We start from the raw sequence: 20,252 nt of genomic DNA on the forward strand, positions 1-20,252 counted from the left end.
TTGGTATTGATGTTCTCACCTTCCAGTCTCATTCTCTTTAATTCACATTAGACGTGAATTTCACCATATTTTTTTATCCATTCTCCACTATTTAAATCGGCCGCAAGTAAATTTACTCCTTGTTTTACTAAATCTTGATTAGCTAACGCAAAAGATGATATACCCGCACGTACTTCGGCTTTCAGATATAATTCTGGTCGTCTCCAAGCTGCGGCGGCGAATAAATCAGACAAGTCGTGTGGTAATAAAAATGGTATGGCTTCAACACGTCTTTTAGTATTCTGCTGAAGTAAATTAATTTGTTCGTTTAGCGGTAAAAATCGTAAAGCATCTTCCCATAAAAAGGGAAAATAATCGTAAAGCCAAATTCTTTGCGCGAGTCTAATATCAAAAGTTAGTAAAATGATTATTCCATCTCTAATAATTCTTTGCATTTCTTGGAAAGATTTTTCGAGATGTGAAAAGTGATGTATCGTTAAAATACTGATAACACCATCAACAGATTTATCTGGTAAAGCTAAATTTTCTGCATAGCCAGTAAACCACTCAACTTGAGGATGTACAACCGCTTGCTGTCGCATCACAACAGAAGGTTCAACCGCATAAACAAACAATCCTTGGTTAGCCAAGGCTACACTATAACCACCAGTACCAGCACCAATATCAGCGATAACGCTACCCTTTGGTAAATTGAGTAGATTAATTATTGCATTGACGATGCGAATATCAGGAACGCGAGTTTGGGAATATTGTTTACCAATGGAATTATAAATAGGCATTTTTTTGAAATATTCAATGGTTAAAAATTATTTAACTAGTTCTAGTAAATTTAAAAGTTGATTGACGATAAATTTTGGTTTAATTTCCTGTGGTAAAGCTTGATTTTTTCTGTTGTAGTAACAAAAATCAATATTGACTTGTGTTGTACCTGCATAGTCATGGCTTAAAGAATCTCCAACATAAAGAACTTGTGCTGGCGTTAAATCTAATTGTGATAAAGCATAGTGAAATATTTCTGGTGATGGTTTAGCAAAACCAATTGCTTCCGAAACTACCACTTCCTCAAAAAAGTAATCAATTCCCGCAGCCTGCATTCTTGGTACTTGTGCTGATACAAAACCATTGGTAATGACGGCTAACCGATAATTGCGTTTCAGGATAGTTAAAAGTTCATATACACCAGATTCTGTTACGGCTGAATGATTAAAAATCTGCCAAAAACTTTGACTGAGGTGATTAGTTTTATCTGTTTTTATATTTAAGTGAGCCAGTGTGCTTTGATAAGATAATTCTGTTATTTCGATAGGTGATAAAACATCTTTCTTTCTCCAATACTGAGAATTATAAGTTTCAAACACTTCTAAAAAATTAGTTTCAGTTATTTCATATATATCTAAAGATACTGCACAATCTGATAACGCGCCAAGGATAGCTTGACGTTCACATAGTTCAAAATTTAATAATGTATTATCGAGGTCGAAAATTATGGCTTGATAACTCATTTTTATTTTATTAGACTCAACTTAAATTTTTATAAATTAATCCAATAACGGGAGATCACTATATCTGAATTTTCCAAAAATTCTTCACTGGTTAATTGACCTTGATTTTTCTGAATTACACGGGCGGAAGAAATATTATCTTTATTACAGGTTAAAAGAACGCGACTCAAACCCATATTTCTAGCTTTTTCTAAAGTCTTAGTCAGTATTTGTGTACCATATCCTTTGCTTCTTTGGAGAGGGCGAATCATATATCCAATATGTCCTCCTCGACGTTCCAATGTAGGTATTAACCAATGACGTAATTGGCTTTCGCCCAAAATAATCTTGCTCTGTGCCACCAACCAAAAAGTTGTTGCAGGTACAAAACCAGGTTTTAAATCAATACCTTTTGAATTATTTTCTAAGTATTGGATGTAGGCTGAAAAATCTTCTTGAATTAACGTTAAATTATTCTGATCGAATAGGCGTGACTCACCATGTTTTTGATATTCTTTCACCATATCAATAAACTCTGAATACAAATCACAAGTTGGCTTAATTAATTCAAGCATTTTACTAATTGAATTATTATAAAGTTTGGTTGATTTTGCATTTTATATAAAAAATAATGTGACTACCAAATAACTAAACGAAAAAATCTAACCCTTCCCACGGATGTGCTTTAGCAGTTTGAATTCTAGTGTCTAAATCAGAAGCATGGATTTCCAGCTTATGATCATTAGGATCAAGAAAATATAAAGAAGCACCTTTGCTTTTATTTTCTTGCCAAATTGTTGCACCTGATTTTTGAATACGTTGACTAAGTACCGGAAAATCTTCAATGGAAACAGTTAGAGCAATGTGGGTATATTCAGGTAGAGGACTTTCTCGAACTTTCTTGTCTAAAATCAATGCCAACCAAATGTCACCAGTTGCAAGATAAGCACCTTTAGTCCATTTTGCTAGTAAGCGAAAAGATAGCACATCTGTATAGAAAGTGATAGATTCCTCTAAATTTCTGACAGATAAAGTAATGTGGTTAACTCCAGTAATCATTGTGCAAAGTATTGATGTTTAAAATTCCATTTTTTAATCAAATCAATTGTAGAATTTTACCTCACAGCTACATTGTATGATTCTTTAACTGTATCTACTTCGACAATGTAAGGCTCTACAGGACGCTTGAATAATATCATTTGTCCTGACTCATCTTTCTTTAGATTGACATGACAGAACCATTCATCATCATTTTTTTCGGGATAATCTAAGCGGTAATGATATAGACCCCAACGAGTTTCTTGGCGATATAATGATGCTCTAGCTGCCATTTCTGCACAGTCTCGAATAAAATGCACTTCTAAAGAACGCATTAATTCATGGGGGTCACGCGCACCCATTAAATCTAAGGTTTGTTGATATTGAACAAACTGTTTCAAGCCAATTTCTATTTTGTTACCTGATTTTGGTGGTTGGAGATAATCATTAACTAAGCGTCTGAGTTTATATTCTACTTGGGTATGAGGTATGCCATTGGGTCGAGTTAATGGGGCATAAATTCTGGCTTTTTCTGTTTCTAAAAACTCTGCATCTGGTTCGACAAAATCCAAATCTTGAATATATTCAATGGCATGGGTTCCAGCTATGCGACCGAAGACAAAAGCCCCAATCATATAATTATGAGGAACGCTGGCCATGTCTCCGGCTGCATATAAACCGGGAACCGTAGTTTGGGCGTTTTCATTTACCCACACCCCAGAAGCACTATGACCACTACATAAGCCGATTTCGGAAATGTGCATCTCTACGCCGTGGGTGCGATAATCTTCGTTTCTACCTTGATGGAAGCGTTCTCTACTTGGTCTTTCATTCGCCCAAAGTATGGATTCAATTTCCGCAATTGTATCTTCATCAAGATGGGTCATTTTGAGTTGGACTGGCCCTTTTCCTGAGTTTAATTCTTTCCAGATTTCCAACATCATTTGACCACTCCAATAGTCGCAACTAATGAAGCGATTTCCTTCGGCGTTGGCTGTATGTGCGCCAAATGGCCCAGCGACATAGGCGCAGGCAGGGCCGTTGTAATCTTTGATTAAGGGATTAATTTGAAAGCATTCAATGTTGCTGAGTTCTGCGCCTGCGTGATAAGCCATTGAATAGCCATCGCCGGCGTTGGTAGGATTTTCATAAGTGCCGTAGAGGTAGCCAGAAGCGGGTAAGCCTAGTCTGCCACAAGCGCCTGTACAGAGGATGACGGCTTTGGCTTGAATGATTATATAGTCGCCGTTTCTCACATCAAATCCTACCGCGCCAACAGCACGTCCGTCTTTGACTAAGACACGGGTAGCCATCACACGATTTGTCACTTTGACTTTGTGGCGTTTAACTTGGCGGGTGAGAATGGTTTTCAGGTCTTTACCTTCTGGCATGGGTAAGACATATTTACCCACACGATGCACTTGTTTTAAGTCATAGTTACCTTGGGCATTTTTTTGGAATTTCACGCCCCAGCTTTCTAATTCTTGGATGACTTCGTGACCTAATTTACCTGTTTGATATACAGCTTTTTGGTTGAGAATGCCATCGTTGGCTAGGGTGATTTCCCTCACATATTGTTCTGGTGTGGAATGGCCGGGGATAACTGCGGTGTTTACGCCATCCATCCCCATTGCGATCGCACCACTCCGACGTATGTTAGCCTTTTCTAATATCAGCACCTCTGCATCAGGATTTGCCTGCTTGGCTTTAATACCTGCCATTGTGCCAGCAGTACCGCCGCCAATGACGAGTACATCAGTTTTTATGCGTTGAGTATTGATATCCATAATTTTTGGGGATTGGGGATTGGGGATTGGGGATTGGGGACTGGGGATTGGGGATTGGGGACTGGGGATTTGGATGGAGAGTGCAGATAGATAGCAATACTAAAATGTTCTTACTCTTGTCCCCCTGCCCCCTGCCCCCTGCCTTATTTACTGCCTTGCCAAACGATGTCTTTTACTTGAATTTGCTGGGGAATGAGTTTGATTTTGTAAAAGGTATCGGCAATATCTTGCTGCTTGCTAATTACTTCATCTGTTAACGGGAGAACACCATACTGTCGGCGTTTCTCGGCAACTTCCAAGGCGGCGGCGGGAATGCCTAGTTCTGGTTCTAAAAATTTAGCTACTTCTTGGGGGTTATTGGCTGCCCATTTATCGACTTTGGTAACTTCATCTAACAGGGTTTTCAATACATCTGCATGATCATTCACAAAGGCTTGACGCACCAGATAGTAACCCCGATTGGGTGCTAAATTTGTGGCATCGGTGAGAATCCTTGCACCTGTAGCCTGTTCAACTGCTGCCAAGAAAGGATCCCAAATTGCCCAAGCATCAACGTTACCACCTTCAAAAGCTGCACGGGCATCTGCGGGGGTGAGATAGGCGGGTTTGATGTCACTATAGTTTAGTCCGGCTGCTTCTAGGGCTTTGACTACTAAATAGTTAGTATTAGAACCTTTGGCAAAGGCGACTCTTTTACCCTTGAGTTCAGCGACGGTTTTAATTGGTGAATTTTTCGGTACGATAATTGCTTCGGCTTTGGGACTCCAAGGGTCGTAAGCTACATACAATAGGGGAACACCACCAGCTTGAGCAAAAATAGGGGGTGATTCTCCTGTATAACCAAAGTCGATACTACCTGCATTCATCGCTTCTAGCATCGGTGGCCCGGCGGGAAATTCTGTCCATGTCACCGTTGCACCGGCAGCAGTCAAGGCTTTTTCTACTTCTCCCCTGCTTCGCATTGCATTGAGAACTGTGGCTGCTTTTTGATAACCAATGCGAATTGCAACACCTTGAGTTGTAGGGGTGGGGCTTGCTGTTGAGGTTACCGCAGAGTTGTTTGTATTGCTAGGAGAACAGGCAGAAATAACCAGACTCAAACTTAGCCCCAATGTAAACCAGCAGATAAATTTACGTATTCTAGACATCTCATAATTTTGAAGAAAGCGGCTGACCATCTTCATTAGTTGAGGCAATACAAACTGACTCCACATAAGCACACTTAACTACATAACCAAAACAAATACTACGATATTTTGAGCAATTTACCGTATTTGAATGGTAAAATATTCACATACATAAGCAGTAAAAGCAAGCGGCTGCCACAGATTTTGATGATTGACAAATAATAATACCAATTAGAAAAAAGAACGCAACAAATAAACCAACTGTAGAGACGCGATTTATCGCGTCTTCACCCGATGATGTGTTGCCGTCATTAATTGAATTGGTATAATTTCTAGGAATATCTGTTGTTTGCATCTTTAGGTGGACTTTTAAAGAAAAGAGACGCGATTAATCGCGTCTCTACAAAATGATCTGGTTTAATACCCCAACCCTTAGTGGGTGGTTTTTACATATCTTTGCCACTGACCACTGACCAAACTCTATCCTCTTGTGGGTGAGTAATTTTAATGACTAAATTGTTCAATAATCCCACCACCCAAAACTTTATCGCCGTCATACCACACTGCCGCTTGTCCGGGGGTGATGCTGAACTGGGGTTCATCAAATACCAAGCGGACGCGGGAGTTTTCCAGAGGAATGACTGTTACTGGTTCAGGTGCAGAACGATAGCGGATTTGTACGGCTGCACGAATTGGGGTGGATGGTTCAGGGATGGAAACCCAATTGACTCGGTTGACAGTACATTCTTCTTGAGTAGCTTTAGTGCGATCGCCTACTACTACTTTATTATTGACTGCATCCAATTCCACCACATACAGTGGTTCAGGTGCTGCAATCCCTAAGCCCTTACGTTGTCCAATTGTGTAATGATGGACACCATCATGTTGACCTAAAACTTTGCCTGCGGTATCCACAATATCGCCTTTTTTCGGTGCGATATACTTATCCAGAAAAGCCCGCATAGAACCGTTACTTTCAACTAGGCACAGGTCTTGGCTTTCTGGCTTATCGGCAGTTTTTAGTCCATGTTCCGTGGCAATGCGACGGGTGTCAGCCTTTTCCATTTCCCCTAGAGGAAATAGCGAGGCTGCAAGTAAATCTTGAGACAAATCATACAGGAAATAAGATTGGTCTTTGTTGCGGTCAACAGCCCTTAATAGTTGGTAACGTCCGGTTGCTTCGTCGTAGCTAATACGGGCATAATGACCTGTAGCGATGCGATCGCATCCCAATTTTTCCCTGGCATACTGTACCATTGGGCCGAACTTCACCGTTTTGTTGCACTGAGAACAAGGCAATGGCGTAATCCCAGCACCATAACCAGTTACTAGATAATCGACAATATGAGTTTGAAACACATCCCGCATATCCACCACTTCATGGGGAATGCCTAACTGTTCACAAATATAAGCCGCGTCGATCATCCCTTCAGAGCAACACTGACCTTTGCCTTTCATTAGCCAAAGGGTTAAACCAATTACTTCATAGCCCTGATTATGGAGGATAGCGGCGGCTGTGGAACTGTCAACGCCACCAGAAAGACCGACGACAACTTTTTTCATAGTTACTAAATTTTGCACAAGACAGTGCTTCGCGGAATTTGAAATTTAAAAATCTACGCTATATAATAATTTCGGCTGTTTTTATCTACTAAATTAATCGTAGGTTGATAAATTTTTAACTGCTCAATTGTAGCATATATCCCTTATAAGCCTTATTAGTAAAGCGCTTCAGTTCCCAATCATAGATAATTTTCGGCGCGTTGAAAATTAAAGGGTTTGACGACGGCATTAACCCTGACTAAATTTGTCTCAAATCTCTGGCATCATTCACAGGAACTGCATATTTTTTCATGTATCCGTTGCCACCTGAGCATAGTCCCTTTAAGCTAGCAGTATAAAGTTCTACTAATTTAGTGTCTCAAGGCAATAGTCCATAAATTTTGTTTCTACCATGTCTATTCAGATAACGAGTAAATATATTACATTGCCGATAATGCCATTGTTATTAGGCAGTTGGTTAACACTAGTTCCTAGCCCAGCAAAAGGACAAATCAACAACAATGATAGGGTTTTGCTAACTCAATCTGGAGTATTTGAAAGTTTACCACCACCACCTAATGTCCCCACCCAGGAACAGGAAGTGGAATTCAACCAATATCAACAGGATTATCAGCCCTATCAACCAGTACAGTATCAATATCAATCTGGACAAAACTTTCAACGTTATTTTGTATATGTTGACAATAATAGTTACGACACTCTACAAAGAGTACGGCGCATTGAACCCAGCGCTTACATCCGCCAGTACAATGGTCGTTCTGTAATTCAGTCGGGAGTTTTTAATAGAGAATCAAATGCCCAACAGCGAGTCAGAGAACTAGAGTCATCTGGTATTTATGGTGCCAGAATTGCGGGTAGTGGCGATGGACAGGGAATACCCAACTCTCCTGGTGGGGGAAATTATGGAAGTGAACGGTCTAGGTATTATGTGACTATCCCCGCAAAACCAGAAGAGGTTCCTTCAATTGCCAATCGTATTAGATTAGCTGTGGGACGAAATAGTTTTGTCAGAGAAAGAAGACAACCTCTAGGGCCACACGTAGCAGTCGGGCCTTTTGTTCAAAGAACAGAAGCAGAACAATGGAGCAATTATCTACGAAATATGGGATTTGCTAATGCTAGGGTTTACTACGGGAAGTAATCCCACAGAGTTAAGACTAGGGGCTAGTACAAGTAGGCAACAGTAAAACTATAATTATGTTTCAAGCCCCTTATCTTCAGCACAACTAAGGGAACAACAAAAAATAAATTATCCGAAATTGATGGTTTGGTAGGGTGCGTCAGTGTCATAGAACCTAACTGTACTCAGAAAATATTCATACTGACCCACTCTACATTTTGGATATTTTTTATCTGGAAGTCCCTAACTCAATTTCTTAACCGAAAGCGCACTGGCATTTTATCGGACGGATAAATTAACAGGTTTTGCTGTAACTGTTCCAGGGAAGAACGACCGTTGACTAACTCCCAGTCGAAGTGACGGAGCAATAATGCTAGCATCATAGTTCCTTCCAGCATTGATAAATGCTCTCCCAAGCAACGATGAGGCCCTGAGCCAAAGTCTATCATTGGCAGCGAACTAGTTTCTTTACTCTTGTCTAACCAACGTTCGGGCAGAAATTCCTCAGGATGAGCATAGACTTCTGGATCTCTTCCAGCAGCAAGCATTGACCAAGATATTCTTGTACCACTAGGGATCACTTTACCCTCAATTACGGTGTCGCGTTGAGCCTCCAAGGAAGTCGAGCCTGAAGCGACTGAATAAAGGCGCAATGTCTCCTTGAGAATTGCGCTAATATAAGCCAATTCCTTAAAGCTTTCTGTATTAATATTGTCTTGACTTTGCCAAGCTTGGTCAACAATGTCCCGTGCTTTCTGAAAAACCCTTGGATTTAAGCTTAACTCTCCTACGGCAAAAGATAGAGTATGAGCTGTTGTATCGGTACCAGCTATTAGGAATTCAACAGATTCTGCTATTAATGTTTGGCGATTATATTTTGGTTCTTTAGCTGCAATTCTGACTAACATTGATTCACGGAACAAAGGACTGACTTGCGGAAAATCAGTTCTTTGTTCTCTCATCTGTAAAGCTAAGTCTACACGGGGAGTTAAAAATTCCTCTAAATATCGTCTTGATGCCCAATAATCTTGTGAATTCTTGGTTGGTAAATATTTCATCCATATCTTTTCACCTGTAGCTTGTCGTAGAAATCGATAACCTACAACACACATAGCTTCGTACACCTTGAGAACTTCCAGGGGCGGCCCTTCATTAGTAGTAATCTTTCTATCCACAGGTATACCTAGTACAAGAGAGGAAATCACCCTCATTGTTAGTTCTACAAACAGGGGATCTACCTCAACTTCTTTTGGTGGTGCAGTTTCCTTGAGTGTGACAATTACTTGTTCACAGGCTTGGTTAATAATTTCCAGATATTTGGCGAGACTGCTAGAACTGAATTCTGGGTTCCAAACTTTGCGTCGCCACTGCCACTCGTTTCCTGTTTCTCCTATAAGAATAGGACCACTGATATCGTTCCAAGCTTGGCGCAATCGTGCGGATCTGATTAAGCTACCATCTCTCATTCCATTGACGATGGTATCTTCGATAACTTTTGGTTTACTTAAAATGACAACCGGAGAACTACCATTCCATACAACATACATCGGGCCTAGCTGCTGGCTCCAATCAAAAAATAATTGGAATAATTTTTTTTGTTTCACTGCTGCTAAAACTTGCGGAAGATTTCCTAACAGCCAGTGTTGAGGAGGGGAGGGGAGTGATTGTAGGGATTTGTATTGTTTCTTTTGTTTCCACCAGCGCCAAGCAAATGTTCCCGCTATGGTAGTAACGCTTAAGACGGTCACTAAATAGGGAACAGAGGAAGAATTATTAATCTGAGCAGTAACGTATTGGAGCATGAATCCGCCTTTGTCAACCAAAAACTTCAAATCACCCAGATACTAACGTATTCTTTCACTCTAAGATAAAACACTGATAATCAAAGGCTTTCAAATCTGTCAACATTCAACAACCAACAGTCAACAGCTATATTTCGTGAAGTTTACTTAGTCAGAATATCTTAACATTACCAATAATATTGGTAATGTTTCCAACTTTTTTGGTATTGTTTTCCTAATGCTTACCACACGTAAGTAACTTCACTGAAGCATTTTCTATGAGCAAGAAAAAATTGATTGCTTGGATGACTGGGGCGATTACCAGCTTAATAGTGGCGATCGCCCTCCCATTGTTGATGTCTGCACCAGTTACAGCACAGACACCCCCCCCAACACCACAGGTGACGACAACCGTCACATCACCAAGTGCTACAGCCAGTCTGAGAGTTTACGCTGCGGTTAGTTTATTGGAAGCACTAACAGACGTGGAGAATGCTTACAATAACAGCACCTCCACACCAAAGATTAACTTTACAAATAGCCTAGATTCTTCAGGGATTTTGCTACAAAACATCAACTATGCACCAAATGAAACAGCTGGGATTCCAGATGTGTTTATTTCGGCTGCTACCTCTCAGATGACTAGTTTGCAGACGGCTGGAAAACTAGCTGCTGGTTGGCCACAGAACATTGCTAGAAATAGGCTCGTATTGATCAAACCAAATACCCCTACTGCACCTGCTCCCACAGGTAACGCTATTTCGAGTTTCAGTACTCTTGTTAATAGTCCTCCAACGAGAGCTGGTATTCGCGGTATTGCTATAGGTAGCCCCTCAACTGTTCCAGCTGGAGAATATGCCAGACAAGTCCTCACCAGTACCGCTAGTGGTTGCGGAGGAGGTACTTACAATACGCTGTTGAATAACCCACTACCTAATAAGCTTATCTTTGCCACTAACGTCCGTAACGTTTTGAGTGCAGTTGAGACTAAAACTCTCGGTGGAAATGTCATTGATGCAGGTATAGTGTACGCGACAGATAAACAGGTTTCTACCCTAGTAACACAAGTAGGACTAGCTGCTCCCTCAACTTGCCTAACTACTCCCATAGTCTATCCAGAAGCTGTACTCAACAGAACGACAAGTGCTACGGCTGCTAATTCTTTTGCTAACTTTCTTGCTACTAATACAGCAGCCAGAAATGCCTTAACCAATCGTGGATTTCTAGCACCTTAAATCATAGGTATTGGATATAAAATCACCAATCCTATCAATAATTTGTTTGCAGAAATATCTATGATCTTTCAGCCAGATTTGGAGAAATTTTTCATGAAATCGACCAACAAAACTTCCAAACATTTGTTACTAACTATTACCAGTGCTTTTGTCGGTACTGCTGTAGGTATAGGTGGTTATGCTTCTCAGGCACAAGCTGCCAGGTTAGGAAATATTGTGCATAATGGCGACTTTACATACTGTCCACAAAACGTCTGTGACCCCAATGAACTATTGAATCCTAACGACCCTACTCGTGCTAATCCTTTTATTAGAGGATGGTTCAATAGTACGCAAAATGAAACTTTCTACACCACTTATCTAGAAAATTATACTGTTGATAGGGAATCTGATTATTCTAGAAGTGTACGTATGGCGGCATCAGCCGACTTTACTTACATATCCCAAAACTTGAACACCAAGAAGAATCAAAGATATCGATTGACCTACTACTTAGCTAACTCAGATGAGGAGAATTTAAGCACTTTTCGGACATATATAGGCGGCAACTTGGTAGAGGAAAGAAGTGATATTCCATTCCAAGATTTTACGCAATACACACTAGATTTTATAGCCACCTCAAAAATCACAGAGTTAAAGTTTGCCAGTCTCCAACAAAAAGCTTGGTACAACATCGATAATATCAGCGTCGTTCGGATTGATGATGACGGTCAACAATCTACTTCTGTACCTGAACCATCAATCATGGCTGGACTAGCAGTTGTAACTATGATGGGAATGCGTCATAGAAAAAACCGTTTGGCTAGTAGTGGTAAGTCCCAAGTTGAGCTTGTTTGATTCTTATGTGATTGCATTTGAATAAGGTGAACAGGTAGGGGCGCAATATATTCGCCCCTCAAAAGATATGTAATCAACTTTATTTTAGAAGTACTTTTTTATACTAAAAATGGCAAAGTTACTAAAGTGAGATGTTACCAAGAATTTTGGTAACAAAAAGTTTATTAAACAGAATTCAGGAGTCAGGAGCCAGAATTCAGTATTAATTCTGTGCGACTGGCGGATGAATATTGGTTAAAACCTCGCCCCTCTGGTGCGTCCGCTACGCGAACGTGGGCGAAACAAATCTGAAACTTTTTCCTTATTTATAGGACTTACGCAAGTGTCATAGTCAAAGTAACTGTAGGGTGCGTCAGCCCCAATAATTTCGTACACATTAGAGGATTTTCCGTATCTGACGCACCCTACTATTGTGCCAGTTACGTAAGTCCTGATTTAAACTCTATCCCTTTCTGGGTGGAGTATTCTGAATTCTGACTCCAGTTTTCTGACTCCTTTTTATCTATTGGCTGCGGTAGATGTAACAATTTGACGCACGAGGGAATCAGTTAAATTTTTATTAGCACTGAGCATCAAAGCGACTACCCCAGCAACATAAGGAGTGGACATAGATGTTCCATTCCAAGAAGCATACTTGTTACCAGGAAGTGTCGAATAAATACCAACACCAGGGGCTGTGACATAGCTCAATAGCTCATTTCCGGCGCGGTTAGAGAAGCTAGCCATAATTCCAGACTTATCAACTGCGCCTACCGCTAGCCCCCAGTCTGTGGCATATCTAGCAGGGTAGTATGGTGTTAGCTGACCACCGTTTCCTGCTGCCGTGACCACGATCGCGCCTTTGCTGCTAGCATATTGAATAGCTGATTGGATATCAATACTAGGTTGCTCTTTACCTAAACTCAAGTTAATCACATTGGCTCCATTGTTTGCCGCATAACGAATACCTTGAGCGATTGCATGATCAGAACCTGAACCATTATCAGCCAAAACCTTCACTGGCATAATCTTGGCATTATAGGCAATACCTGTAACACCAAAGCTATTTCTTACCCCGGCAATAGTCCCAGCTACATGAGTTCCATGTCCATTTTTGTCTAAGGTATTGTTGTTGTTACCAACAAAGTTCCAGCCGTAAACATCATCAATATATCCATTGCCATCATCATCCTTACCGTTACCAGCAATTTCTTTGAGATTTTTCCAGATATTACTGCTCAAATCGGTATGGTTGCGGTCAACCCCGCCATCTACAACAGCTACAGTAATTCCTTGACCTGTAAATCCTTTTGCCCATACTTCTGGTGCGTTAATCAGGTCTGCACCCCAATTGTTACCACCTAAATTAACAACATCACCAAAGGTTGTCTGACCTAAAGCTTGAGCGACTGCGGCAGCAGCATTAATCAAGCCATAGCCATTAGTAGAGCGAAAACTATTCTTGACGTTGATAGCTTTAGCAACAATGTTATTGCCTTCATTGGTTTCAATCAAATTGTTGTTACCATCAGCTTTGTACAGGAGATAATATTTACCTGCGGTGATATTCTTCACAATCCTAAGTGACGTTGTTTGTGAACTATAAGCACCTGCTGGAATACTACCAACATCCTGGGAACCTAAATATAGATCATCATCGCTGATAGTTTTATCTTTAGATATATAAAACATCGTAGAGCTAGGAAAAGCATTACCCAAACTCTGATTTTTAACTCGATAACTAATTCTAAAGCTATAGCCAACAGTTACTGAACTAGGTGCTACAGGATTCTGAACTACTAAATCTGTCTGAATCAGATTAATATTTATGGCTGTAGCTAAAATGTTGTTGGTTTCATTACTTTCAATAAAATCTCCATTGCCATCAGCTTGGCACAATAAATAATAGCTACCAGCGACAATACCATTATCAATTGTGAGTGTGCTTGATTCTGAACTGTAAGCGTCTGCTACAAGACCGTCAACATAGTCTGAACCTAAGTAATAATCATTATCACTCACATTTCTATCTCTCGATAAGAAAAACATAGTATAGCTAGAGAAAGTATTCTCCGAGCCTTGGTTTTTAACTACATAGTTAACCTGAATATTAGTTCCAATTGATGCTGTACTAGGAACTTCAGCATTTTGGATGATTAAGTCTGGTTGACTAGATGTAACATCAATTGTTTGAGCAGCGAGATGAGTATTAGTATTTGAGACAGTTGCCGACAATAATGTATTGTCTTGCTGAGTTGAAAAACTACTACGAAAGTTTGAGCTTAATATATCGTCAATCCTGAGTTCAGAGCCATAATAATCATTATGCTCTGAAAAAGAGTTATCGTTACTAGTAACTCCATGAATAATACTGTTATTTGTTTGTGTAAGTTTCACTTGAATATGATACCGAAAAATCATTAATGAATGCTTGAGTACTATTCAACTTAAAGCTGAACTAGATGCTAATAAATAGATTACCAATATAGTTGAAAAGTATCAATCAATATAAATAATTTGATTTTGCATTTAATCTTTGATCATAGAAGTAGAGTCAAAACAAATGAAGAGTGCTGAGTAATTCTCACTCACTCAACACTCAACAATAAGTTTCTAGCCAGCCTCTAAAATCTAAACGTAGTGCGAACAACACCAGTATAGATAGTATCGTTGTTGCTGTTATTTTCTGGGTTAAATATGACAATTAACCCTGGTGTAATTGAGATATTATTGTTCAGTTGGTAGCGATACAAAGCCTCCACATGGAAAGATGTATCTGTATCTTCACGCCGAGCGCTGGTAGCAGTCAAATTAGCGGGGCCAAAGTCATTACTGGTAACTCTTGGCGGTTGTCCAAAAATTAGACCACCCAAATTCCCCTTTTTCCCCAAATCGGGGAAAGCTAAAGTTACTGCCCAGTTCCAAATATCTGCTTGATCACCACGGTTGACTGTAGTACCGGAACTGGCTTCGGCTATAGCTTGGGTATATCCGACCCATCCAGAGACTATAAACTGGGGATTGAAACGGTAACTCGTTTGTAAACCATAATAATTGGCAGAAGTAGACACCGCAGAACCAAATGGGGTATTAGCGAAAGCACTACCGTAAGCGCCGGAAACGGTAACATCCCCGGCTTCACCACTAAAGTAGGAGTGAGCATAGCTCAAACCCAAAGTTAAGTTTGTGTTTGGTTGAAATTCTAACTGCGCCAAGGCTCCATAACTACCATCAAATAAGCCTCTCCCTGGTGTTGGCTCGCTGCCTCGTCTGGCTAGATATCCCGCCGAGAAAGTCACAGCATTACTCAATTGAAATATGGCGCTAATTCCTGAACCGGTATTGCTAGCAGAACCAGTGTTACTCGCTCGGTAAATAGGCGAGAAGCGACCAAAGCGGGATACTGCACCGGTAGGAGCTGATGCTAACAGGGGATTGATCGTATTGAAGTTATCGTAAAATTCTCCACCAATGGCATCAATAATGATGTTGAGTTTATCACCTACAGGAAAGCGGTAAAATAGCTTGCCTAATTGAACACTGTTATCTAAGTTATTAGTTGCATCCCACCCCAGACGACTCATATTAGTGCCTGTCACTGGAGCATTAAATGCGGTAGTGTTGTTGGCTTCTAGCCGAGCAAACAAGCGGTCTTTGCCAGTGAAACTAGAGACTAAATTCAAGCGGACGCGATCGCTTAAAATAGCATTATCTTGCAGATTCCTTCCTGCGGCTCCATAGGCACTATTTTTGGCATTCTCCCGTGCAGTACCAGCCGGCTGTGCATTGATGGTTCGCCATTGGTCAGAGTTTAACGCTCTATCTCCACCAAACACACTACCAACAGTAAGAATTACCTCTGCATTCAACTTGGTAGTGGTAGAAAATTGTTGACTTTCTAAGATGGCTGTACGCCCTTCTAGTCCATCTACCCTTCCCCGCAGTTCTGCTAGTCCTTCGGCAAACTCTTCTTGCAGTCTTTGTAGTGTGGCTAAATCTTCTTTTGTGACTAAATCCGCCGTACTTGTCCCAATCAGTTCGTTAATCCGATTCAAGCAAGCATTCAAACCAGCAGCAAACTCATAACGAGTTATGGCGCGATTACCCCGAAAGCTGCTGTCGGGATATCCAGCAATACAACCATAACGCTCAACTAAAGATTGTAAAGCTTGAAAAGCCCAGTCTGTCGGTTGCACATCAGATAGTTGCGAAACAGATGTCACCTGAGTGATTGATGAGTTATCATCCGCTTCTTGTTGTGTTTCAACGTCTCCTGCTACCGGAGATGCTGATACAACTTGAGCCATTAACACATTCACTCCCAGCAGTACGGGAGCTATAAACAAAGACTTACATACGATGTTAAACATTTGCCTCACACCTGAACAACTTGCTACCAATCTAGTTGGTATAAAATAAGTTAATATACATTATTAACTGTAAAAAGTACTTTTTGCTACTAATTTTTATAGAGAGATATTTTTGAGGCGATCGCTCAATTGTTGCTATTCCCTGACTTAATGGATTGATTTTTACCAATTACGTTGGTAATGTATTGTTGTCTGTTAAATGACCAGTGTTCCTTTCCAGATGAGGCTTTCAATCTCTAATTAATTACTACTTGAGTGTAATTCACCAGATAATCAAGCAGTGGTTATGAATATTGCGTGATTATATACCAACCATGAAAAAGCAGTTTTGTGCCTTTTCATTGATGGCCTTTGCTATCAATGTTACATTACCAACCCCAGTATCTGCCGTCACTTTATATGGTGCTGGTAGTTTGCGCAATAGCCTGACGGAAGTAGCACAAGCTTTTACAGCAGATTATGGCATCACTGTAGAGACTTATTTTGGCCCTTCAGGTTTAACAAGAGTCAAAATAGAGGATGAATTATCCAGCAATGTGAAAACCGCAGATGTCTTCGCCAGTGCTGATTTAGGAAATCCCCAACAACTATTTCAAAAAGGTTTGAGTAATTCTGGACAGAATTTTACTAGCAATCGTATGGTTGCTATTGTCAGACCAGGTTTAACTGGTGTCACATCAGATAATGTATTAGAATTCTTACTCGATCCAATTATCAAGGTAGGCACATCAACACCATTAGCTGACCCTTCTGGAGACTACGCCTGGCAGATATTTGATAAAGCTGATGTTATTAAACCAGGTAGTTCGCAAACTCTCAAAACTAAAGCCTTGCAATTAGTAGGTGGGAATCCCTCTGCACCGTCAGTTCCCACCGGAGAAAATAATCTCGTCTATTTCCTCAAAACCAATCCCCTTGCAGATATCTTTTTAGCTTATTACACCAGTGGTAAAACTGCTCAAGAACTAGAAGCAGGTAAAGATTTACAAATAGTAGAGTTACCGAATTATTTAGCCACAAAGGCTGATTATGGTTTGACTGTAATTAAAAATGCAGATCCCGACGGAGAGAAATTAGCTGCATATATCCTCTCATCAAAAGGGCAAGCCATCCTAGCAAAATATGGATTTGGTACTCCTTCAACTTCTATTCCAGAACATCAGGGGGCATCTGCTACTTTAATAGCTTTGGTTGTGGCTTTTGTAGTCCAGAAAAAGTTATCTCATAACAGAAAATCAACAGCAACTACCAAAGTTTAACTATCGCTTGTATAGAGAAACTATCAATTTCACAAAGACGCGACTGTGAATCAAATCATCTTGAAAAAAATCTCACAAAACATGAACAAACTATGTCTTTCTTTAATAGCCGGATTAGCATCTAGTTTTTTACTGGCTCAACCTACTCATGCTGCCACACTAGGTCAAAATTTAATTGTCAATGGTGATGCAGAGCAAGGATTAGGAGACTCCATCGGTAATGCAGTCGGTGCTGACATTCCCTTCATTCCAGGTTGGACTACAACTGGTAATTTTAGTGTGTTGGAATATGGAGCAACAGGCTTTGAATTTACTAATGGCCTTGGTAATGTCGTGAGAGTTAACCTACCAGATGTTAATGTTCCTGGCCCAGATGACAGAGGTAAAAATCTCTTTTTTGGTGGTGCTAGTAGAGCCTCATCTAGTGCTTCCCAATCTATTGATGTCAATAGTCTTGCTTCAGTAATTGATGCAGGTAAAGCAGTTTTTGATTTGAGTGGTTGGTTAGGTGGATATGATGATGATGACGATATTGCAACACTCAATATTACTTTCCTTGGGCAGACAAACCAATCTCTAGGAATTGCTAATATTTCTGCGCCAAATGCAGCAGAAAGAAATAACGTTACAGGGTTATTTTTGCGAGAAACTAATGGTTTTGTTCCTACCGGAACACGTCAAATTAATGTAGTCCTGAATGCCAATCATACAGGAGGTCGAGTCAATGATTCCTATGCAGATAACCTCTCATTAGTAATTACTCAAGTCCCAGAACCCACAATATCAAGTTTATCGCTGCTGATTGCATCAGGTTTTATGACTAGAAAATTGCGGAGAAGCCGCCAATTTAATTAATTTTTGCAGTTACATTTGTTCGTAGTAAGGACTTTATTCCTAAATTTCTAAACACTAAAGTGCTTACTACAAACTTTGTGTGTGTGAGGAATTGTTTTAAAGATGTTTTCATTGTTTAGTTTAATTACCAGTAGTGCATTATTTATTTTTCACGAATCTGTAAAAGCACAGACTCAGGTTACATCTACACCCCAAGCTTATATTTTTTAGTCCACAATATTAGACCAGAGCCAATAATGCCAGCGATCGCACCAAATAACAAGTGCATTATTAAAGGATATACATATCCATTGCCAAACACACCAAAGCACTCCTGGTATAAACTCTTTGCCACTAACCACTGACAAAACTCTATCCCCATGTGGTTGGAGTCTTTATTTTGGATTTTGAATTGATTCGTCCGGCTAAAGCCCCTACTAAACAAGAGTTTGGATAACTTTCTGCAAATTTTGTCAAAAATTTTTATCTCTCGCAAGTAAACTAGCGATTTGTATGCTATGCTTTACTTATAGGGAATCAAAAAAGCAAAAGTATTGGGTAAACTCAAACCCACGACTATTGTCTAAGTCAAAGAAGTAAATCCGCCACGGCTTTGCGTAAAGTACAGTAGAAATAAAAAGCCAATGAAGCAGGATAGTGGCCTCCTTAATAACTTGAAAGCAATCAGAACGCGCTTAGGGATGAGCCAGCAAGATTTGGCTAACATTGCTAGTGTAACTCGTCAGACCATTAGTGGTGTAGAATCGGGACAATATGCCCCCTCAGTGGCGATCGCACTACGCATAGCTAAAGCACTTGGTTGTCAAGTTGAGGATCTATTCTGGCTAGACCAAGATTTACCTGCAATTGAAGCAGTCCTGACTAAACCCATACCCACAGATCAGTCCATACGCCTGAGTTTAGCAAGGGTTGCCGGACAATGGGTTGCTTATCCCCTATTGGGTAAAGATGCCTTTCGCCAAGATATGATTCCGGCAGATGGGGAAGGAGTAAGCCAAACAGGAAGCGGTAAAGTGCAGGTGAGGCTGTTAGATGATAACTTAGCCGCACTGCATAACACAGTAGTTATTGCCGGTTGTGCGCCTGTAATTGCACTCTGGGCAAGAGCTACCGAACGCTGGCATCCACAACTACGAGTACATTTTACCTTTGCCAACAGCATAGATGCCCTGCAAAGTCTATGCAGAGGTGAAGCCCACATAGCCGGGATGCACCTGTATGATCCCAAAACTGGTGAACATAACGTGCCGTTTGCCCGTGAAATCTTGGCAGGAAGAGAAGCTGTTTTAGTTACTCTAGGTTTATGGGAAGAAGGGCTGATAGTTCCATCGGGTAATCCCAAGGGTTTTAAAACACTAAATGATGTAGTAGAAGCACAAGCAACCATCGTCAATCGTGAAGTTGGTGCTGGTAGTCGAATGCTCCTAGAACAAAAACTGCAACAAGAACACATACCATTTGCAGCAGTCAAAGGATTTAATCAGATTGCCACTAGCCATCAAGATGTAGCCCAAGCTGTCGCATTAGGGTTTGTGGATGCAGGTATTAGTACATCATCTGTTGCTACTACCTTTGGTTTGGGATTTGTACCTCTGCATCAATCAAGATATGATTTAGTGATTTTGAAGGAATATTTAGAAGAAGCACCTATACAACAATTGTTGAGTACCTTGGGACATCGCATGGTTCACTCGCAACTAGAAGTTCTCGGTGGCTACGACATTACGAAAATTGGGGAAGTTGTAGCAACGGTTTAGATTGGGGATTGGGGACTGGGGATTAGGGACTGGGAAAATTATCCCCTAAACCCCCACACCCCT

Annotated in this window: 17 protein-coding genes; 6 read left to right on the top strand and 11 right to left on the bottom strand. The window is 40.5% G+C overall.

The features are described from left to right. Positions 1-47: 47 nt before the first annotated feature. The 7 genes from ACM5QX_RS25025 to mnmA all read right to left on the bottom strand — a co-directional run bounded on the left by ACM5QX_RS25025 (position 48) and on the right by mnmA (position 6,996). The gene (locus ACM5QX_RS25025; protein ID WP_414755998.1) at positions 48-779 is read right to left on the bottom strand and encodes a class I SAM-dependent methyltransferase; all 732 of its coding nucleotides are present in this window, start codon (positions 777-779) and stop codon (positions 48-50) included. A gap of 27 nt (positions 780-806) precedes the next feature. After that, complete coding sequence (locus ACM5QX_RS25030; protein WP_414755999.1) at positions 807-1,502, bottom strand: HAD family hydrolase; 696 nt, start codon at positions 1,500-1,502, stop codon at positions 807-809. 29 nt (positions 1,503-1,531) lie between these two features. Continuing rightward, a complete protein-coding gene (locus ACM5QX_RS25035) occupies positions 1,532-2,056 on the bottom strand; it encodes a GNAT family N-acetyltransferase (RefSeq protein ID WP_414756000.1) in 525 nt (174 codons plus the stop codon). Positions 2,057-2,129: 73 nt separating this feature from the next. Then, complete coding sequence (locus ACM5QX_RS25040; protein ID WP_414756001.1) at positions 2,130-2,540, bottom strand: VOC family protein; 411 nt, start codon at positions 2,538-2,540, stop codon at positions 2,130-2,132. A 56-nt stretch (positions 2,541-2,596) separates the two neighbouring features. Then, positions 2,597-4,306 carry a fumarate reductase/succinate dehydrogenase flavoprotein subunit gene (locus ACM5QX_RS25045; protein WP_414756002.1) on the bottom strand — a complete coding sequence of 570 codons (1,710 nt, stop codon included), beginning with the start codon at positions 4,304-4,306 and terminating at the stop codon, positions 2,597-2,599. A 143-nt stretch (positions 4,307-4,449) separates the two neighbouring features. Then, the gene (locus ACM5QX_RS25050; protein ID WP_414756003.1) at positions 4,450-5,454 is read right to left on the bottom strand and encodes a sulfonate ABC transporter substrate-binding protein; all 1,005 of its coding nucleotides are present in this window, start codon (positions 5,452-5,454) and stop codon (positions 4,450-4,452) included. Between the two features lie 483 nt (positions 5,455-5,937). Then, the gene (gene mnmA, locus ACM5QX_RS25055) at positions 5,938-6,996 is read right to left on the bottom strand and encodes a tRNA 2-thiouridine(34) synthase MnmA (RefSeq protein WP_414756004.1); all 1,059 of its coding nucleotides are present in this window, start codon (positions 6,994-6,996) and stop codon (positions 5,938-5,940) included. A 433-nt stretch (positions 6,997-7,429) separates the two neighbouring features. Here mnmA and ACM5QX_RS25060 point away from each other — a divergent pair, with 433 nt between their 5' ends. Next, positions 7,430-8,137 carry a hypothetical protein gene (locus ACM5QX_RS25060; protein WP_414756005.1) on the top strand — a complete coding sequence of 236 codons (708 nt, stop codon included), beginning with the start codon at positions 7,430-7,432 and terminating at the stop codon, positions 8,135-8,137. Positions 8,138-8,364: 227 nt separating this feature from the next. Here the strand turns inward: ACM5QX_RS25060 and ACM5QX_RS25065 are convergent, their stop codons facing one another. Continuing rightward, the gene (locus ACM5QX_RS25065; protein WP_414756006.1) at positions 8,365-9,918 is read right to left on the bottom strand and encodes a cytochrome P450; all 1,554 of its coding nucleotides are present in this window, start codon (positions 9,916-9,918) and stop codon (positions 8,365-8,367) included. 257 nt (positions 9,919-10,175) lie between these two features. Here ACM5QX_RS25065 and modA point away from each other — a divergent pair, with 257 nt between their 5' ends. Continuing rightward, positions 10,176-11,132, top strand: a complete 957-nt coding sequence (gene modA, locus ACM5QX_RS25070; protein WP_414756007.1) for a molybdate ABC transporter substrate-binding protein — start codon at positions 10,176-10,178, stop codon at positions 11,130-11,132. Positions 11,133-11,225: 93 nt separating this feature from the next. Continuing rightward, on the top strand, positions 11,226-11,969 hold the full coding sequence (locus tag ACM5QX_RS25075; RefSeq protein WP_414756008.1) for a PEP-CTERM sorting domain-containing protein: 744 nt from the start codon (positions 11,226-11,228) through the stop codon (positions 11,967-11,969). Positions 11,970-12,467: 498 nt separating this feature from the next. Here the strand turns inward: ACM5QX_RS25075 and ACM5QX_RS25080 are convergent, their stop codons facing one another. Continuing rightward, positions 12,468-14,369, bottom strand: a complete 1,902-nt coding sequence (locus ACM5QX_RS25080) for a S8 family serine peptidase (RefSeq protein ID WP_414756009.1) — start codon at positions 14,367-14,369, stop codon at positions 12,468-12,470. Positions 14,370-14,572: 203 nt separating this feature from the next. Then, positions 14,573-16,318, bottom strand: coding sequence for an iron uptake porin (locus tag ACM5QX_RS25085; protein ID WP_414756010.1), 1,746 nt, complete (start codon positions 16,316-16,318; stop codon positions 14,573-14,575). Positions 16,319-16,632: 314 nt separating this feature from the next. Here ACM5QX_RS25085 and ACM5QX_RS25090 point away from each other — a divergent pair, with 314 nt between their 5' ends. Then, a complete protein-coding gene (locus ACM5QX_RS25090; RefSeq protein WP_414756011.1) occupies positions 16,633-17,577 on the top strand; it encodes a molybdate ABC transporter substrate-binding protein in 945 nt (314 codons plus the stop codon). Between the two features lie 81 nt (positions 17,578-17,658). After that, complete coding sequence (locus ACM5QX_RS25095) at positions 17,659-18,432, top strand: PEP-CTERM sorting domain-containing protein (protein ID WP_414756012.1); 774 nt, start codon at positions 17,659-17,661, stop codon at positions 18,430-18,432. Between the two features lie 184 nt (positions 18,433-18,616). On the opposite strand, the gene ACM5QX_RS25100 is transcribed toward ACM5QX_RS25095, so the two are convergent. After that, complete coding sequence (locus ACM5QX_RS25100; RefSeq protein ID WP_414756013.1) at positions 18,617-18,793, bottom strand: hypothetical protein; 177 nt, start codon at positions 18,791-18,793, stop codon at positions 18,617-18,619. Positions 18,794-19,055: 262 nt separating this feature from the next. On the opposite strand from ACM5QX_RS25100, the gene ACM5QX_RS25105 reads away from it, so the two are divergent. After that, a complete protein-coding gene (locus ACM5QX_RS25105; protein ID WP_414756014.1) occupies positions 19,056-20,189 on the top strand; it encodes a substrate-binding domain-containing protein in 1,134 nt (377 codons plus the stop codon). Positions 20,190-20,252: the final 63 nt, after the last annotated feature.

The organism is Anabaena sp. CCY 9910 (assembly GCF_963920875.1).
GTDB classification, from domain to species: domain Bacteria; phylum Cyanobacteriota; class Cyanobacteriia; order Cyanobacteriales; family Nostocaceae; genus Trichormus; species Trichormus variabilis.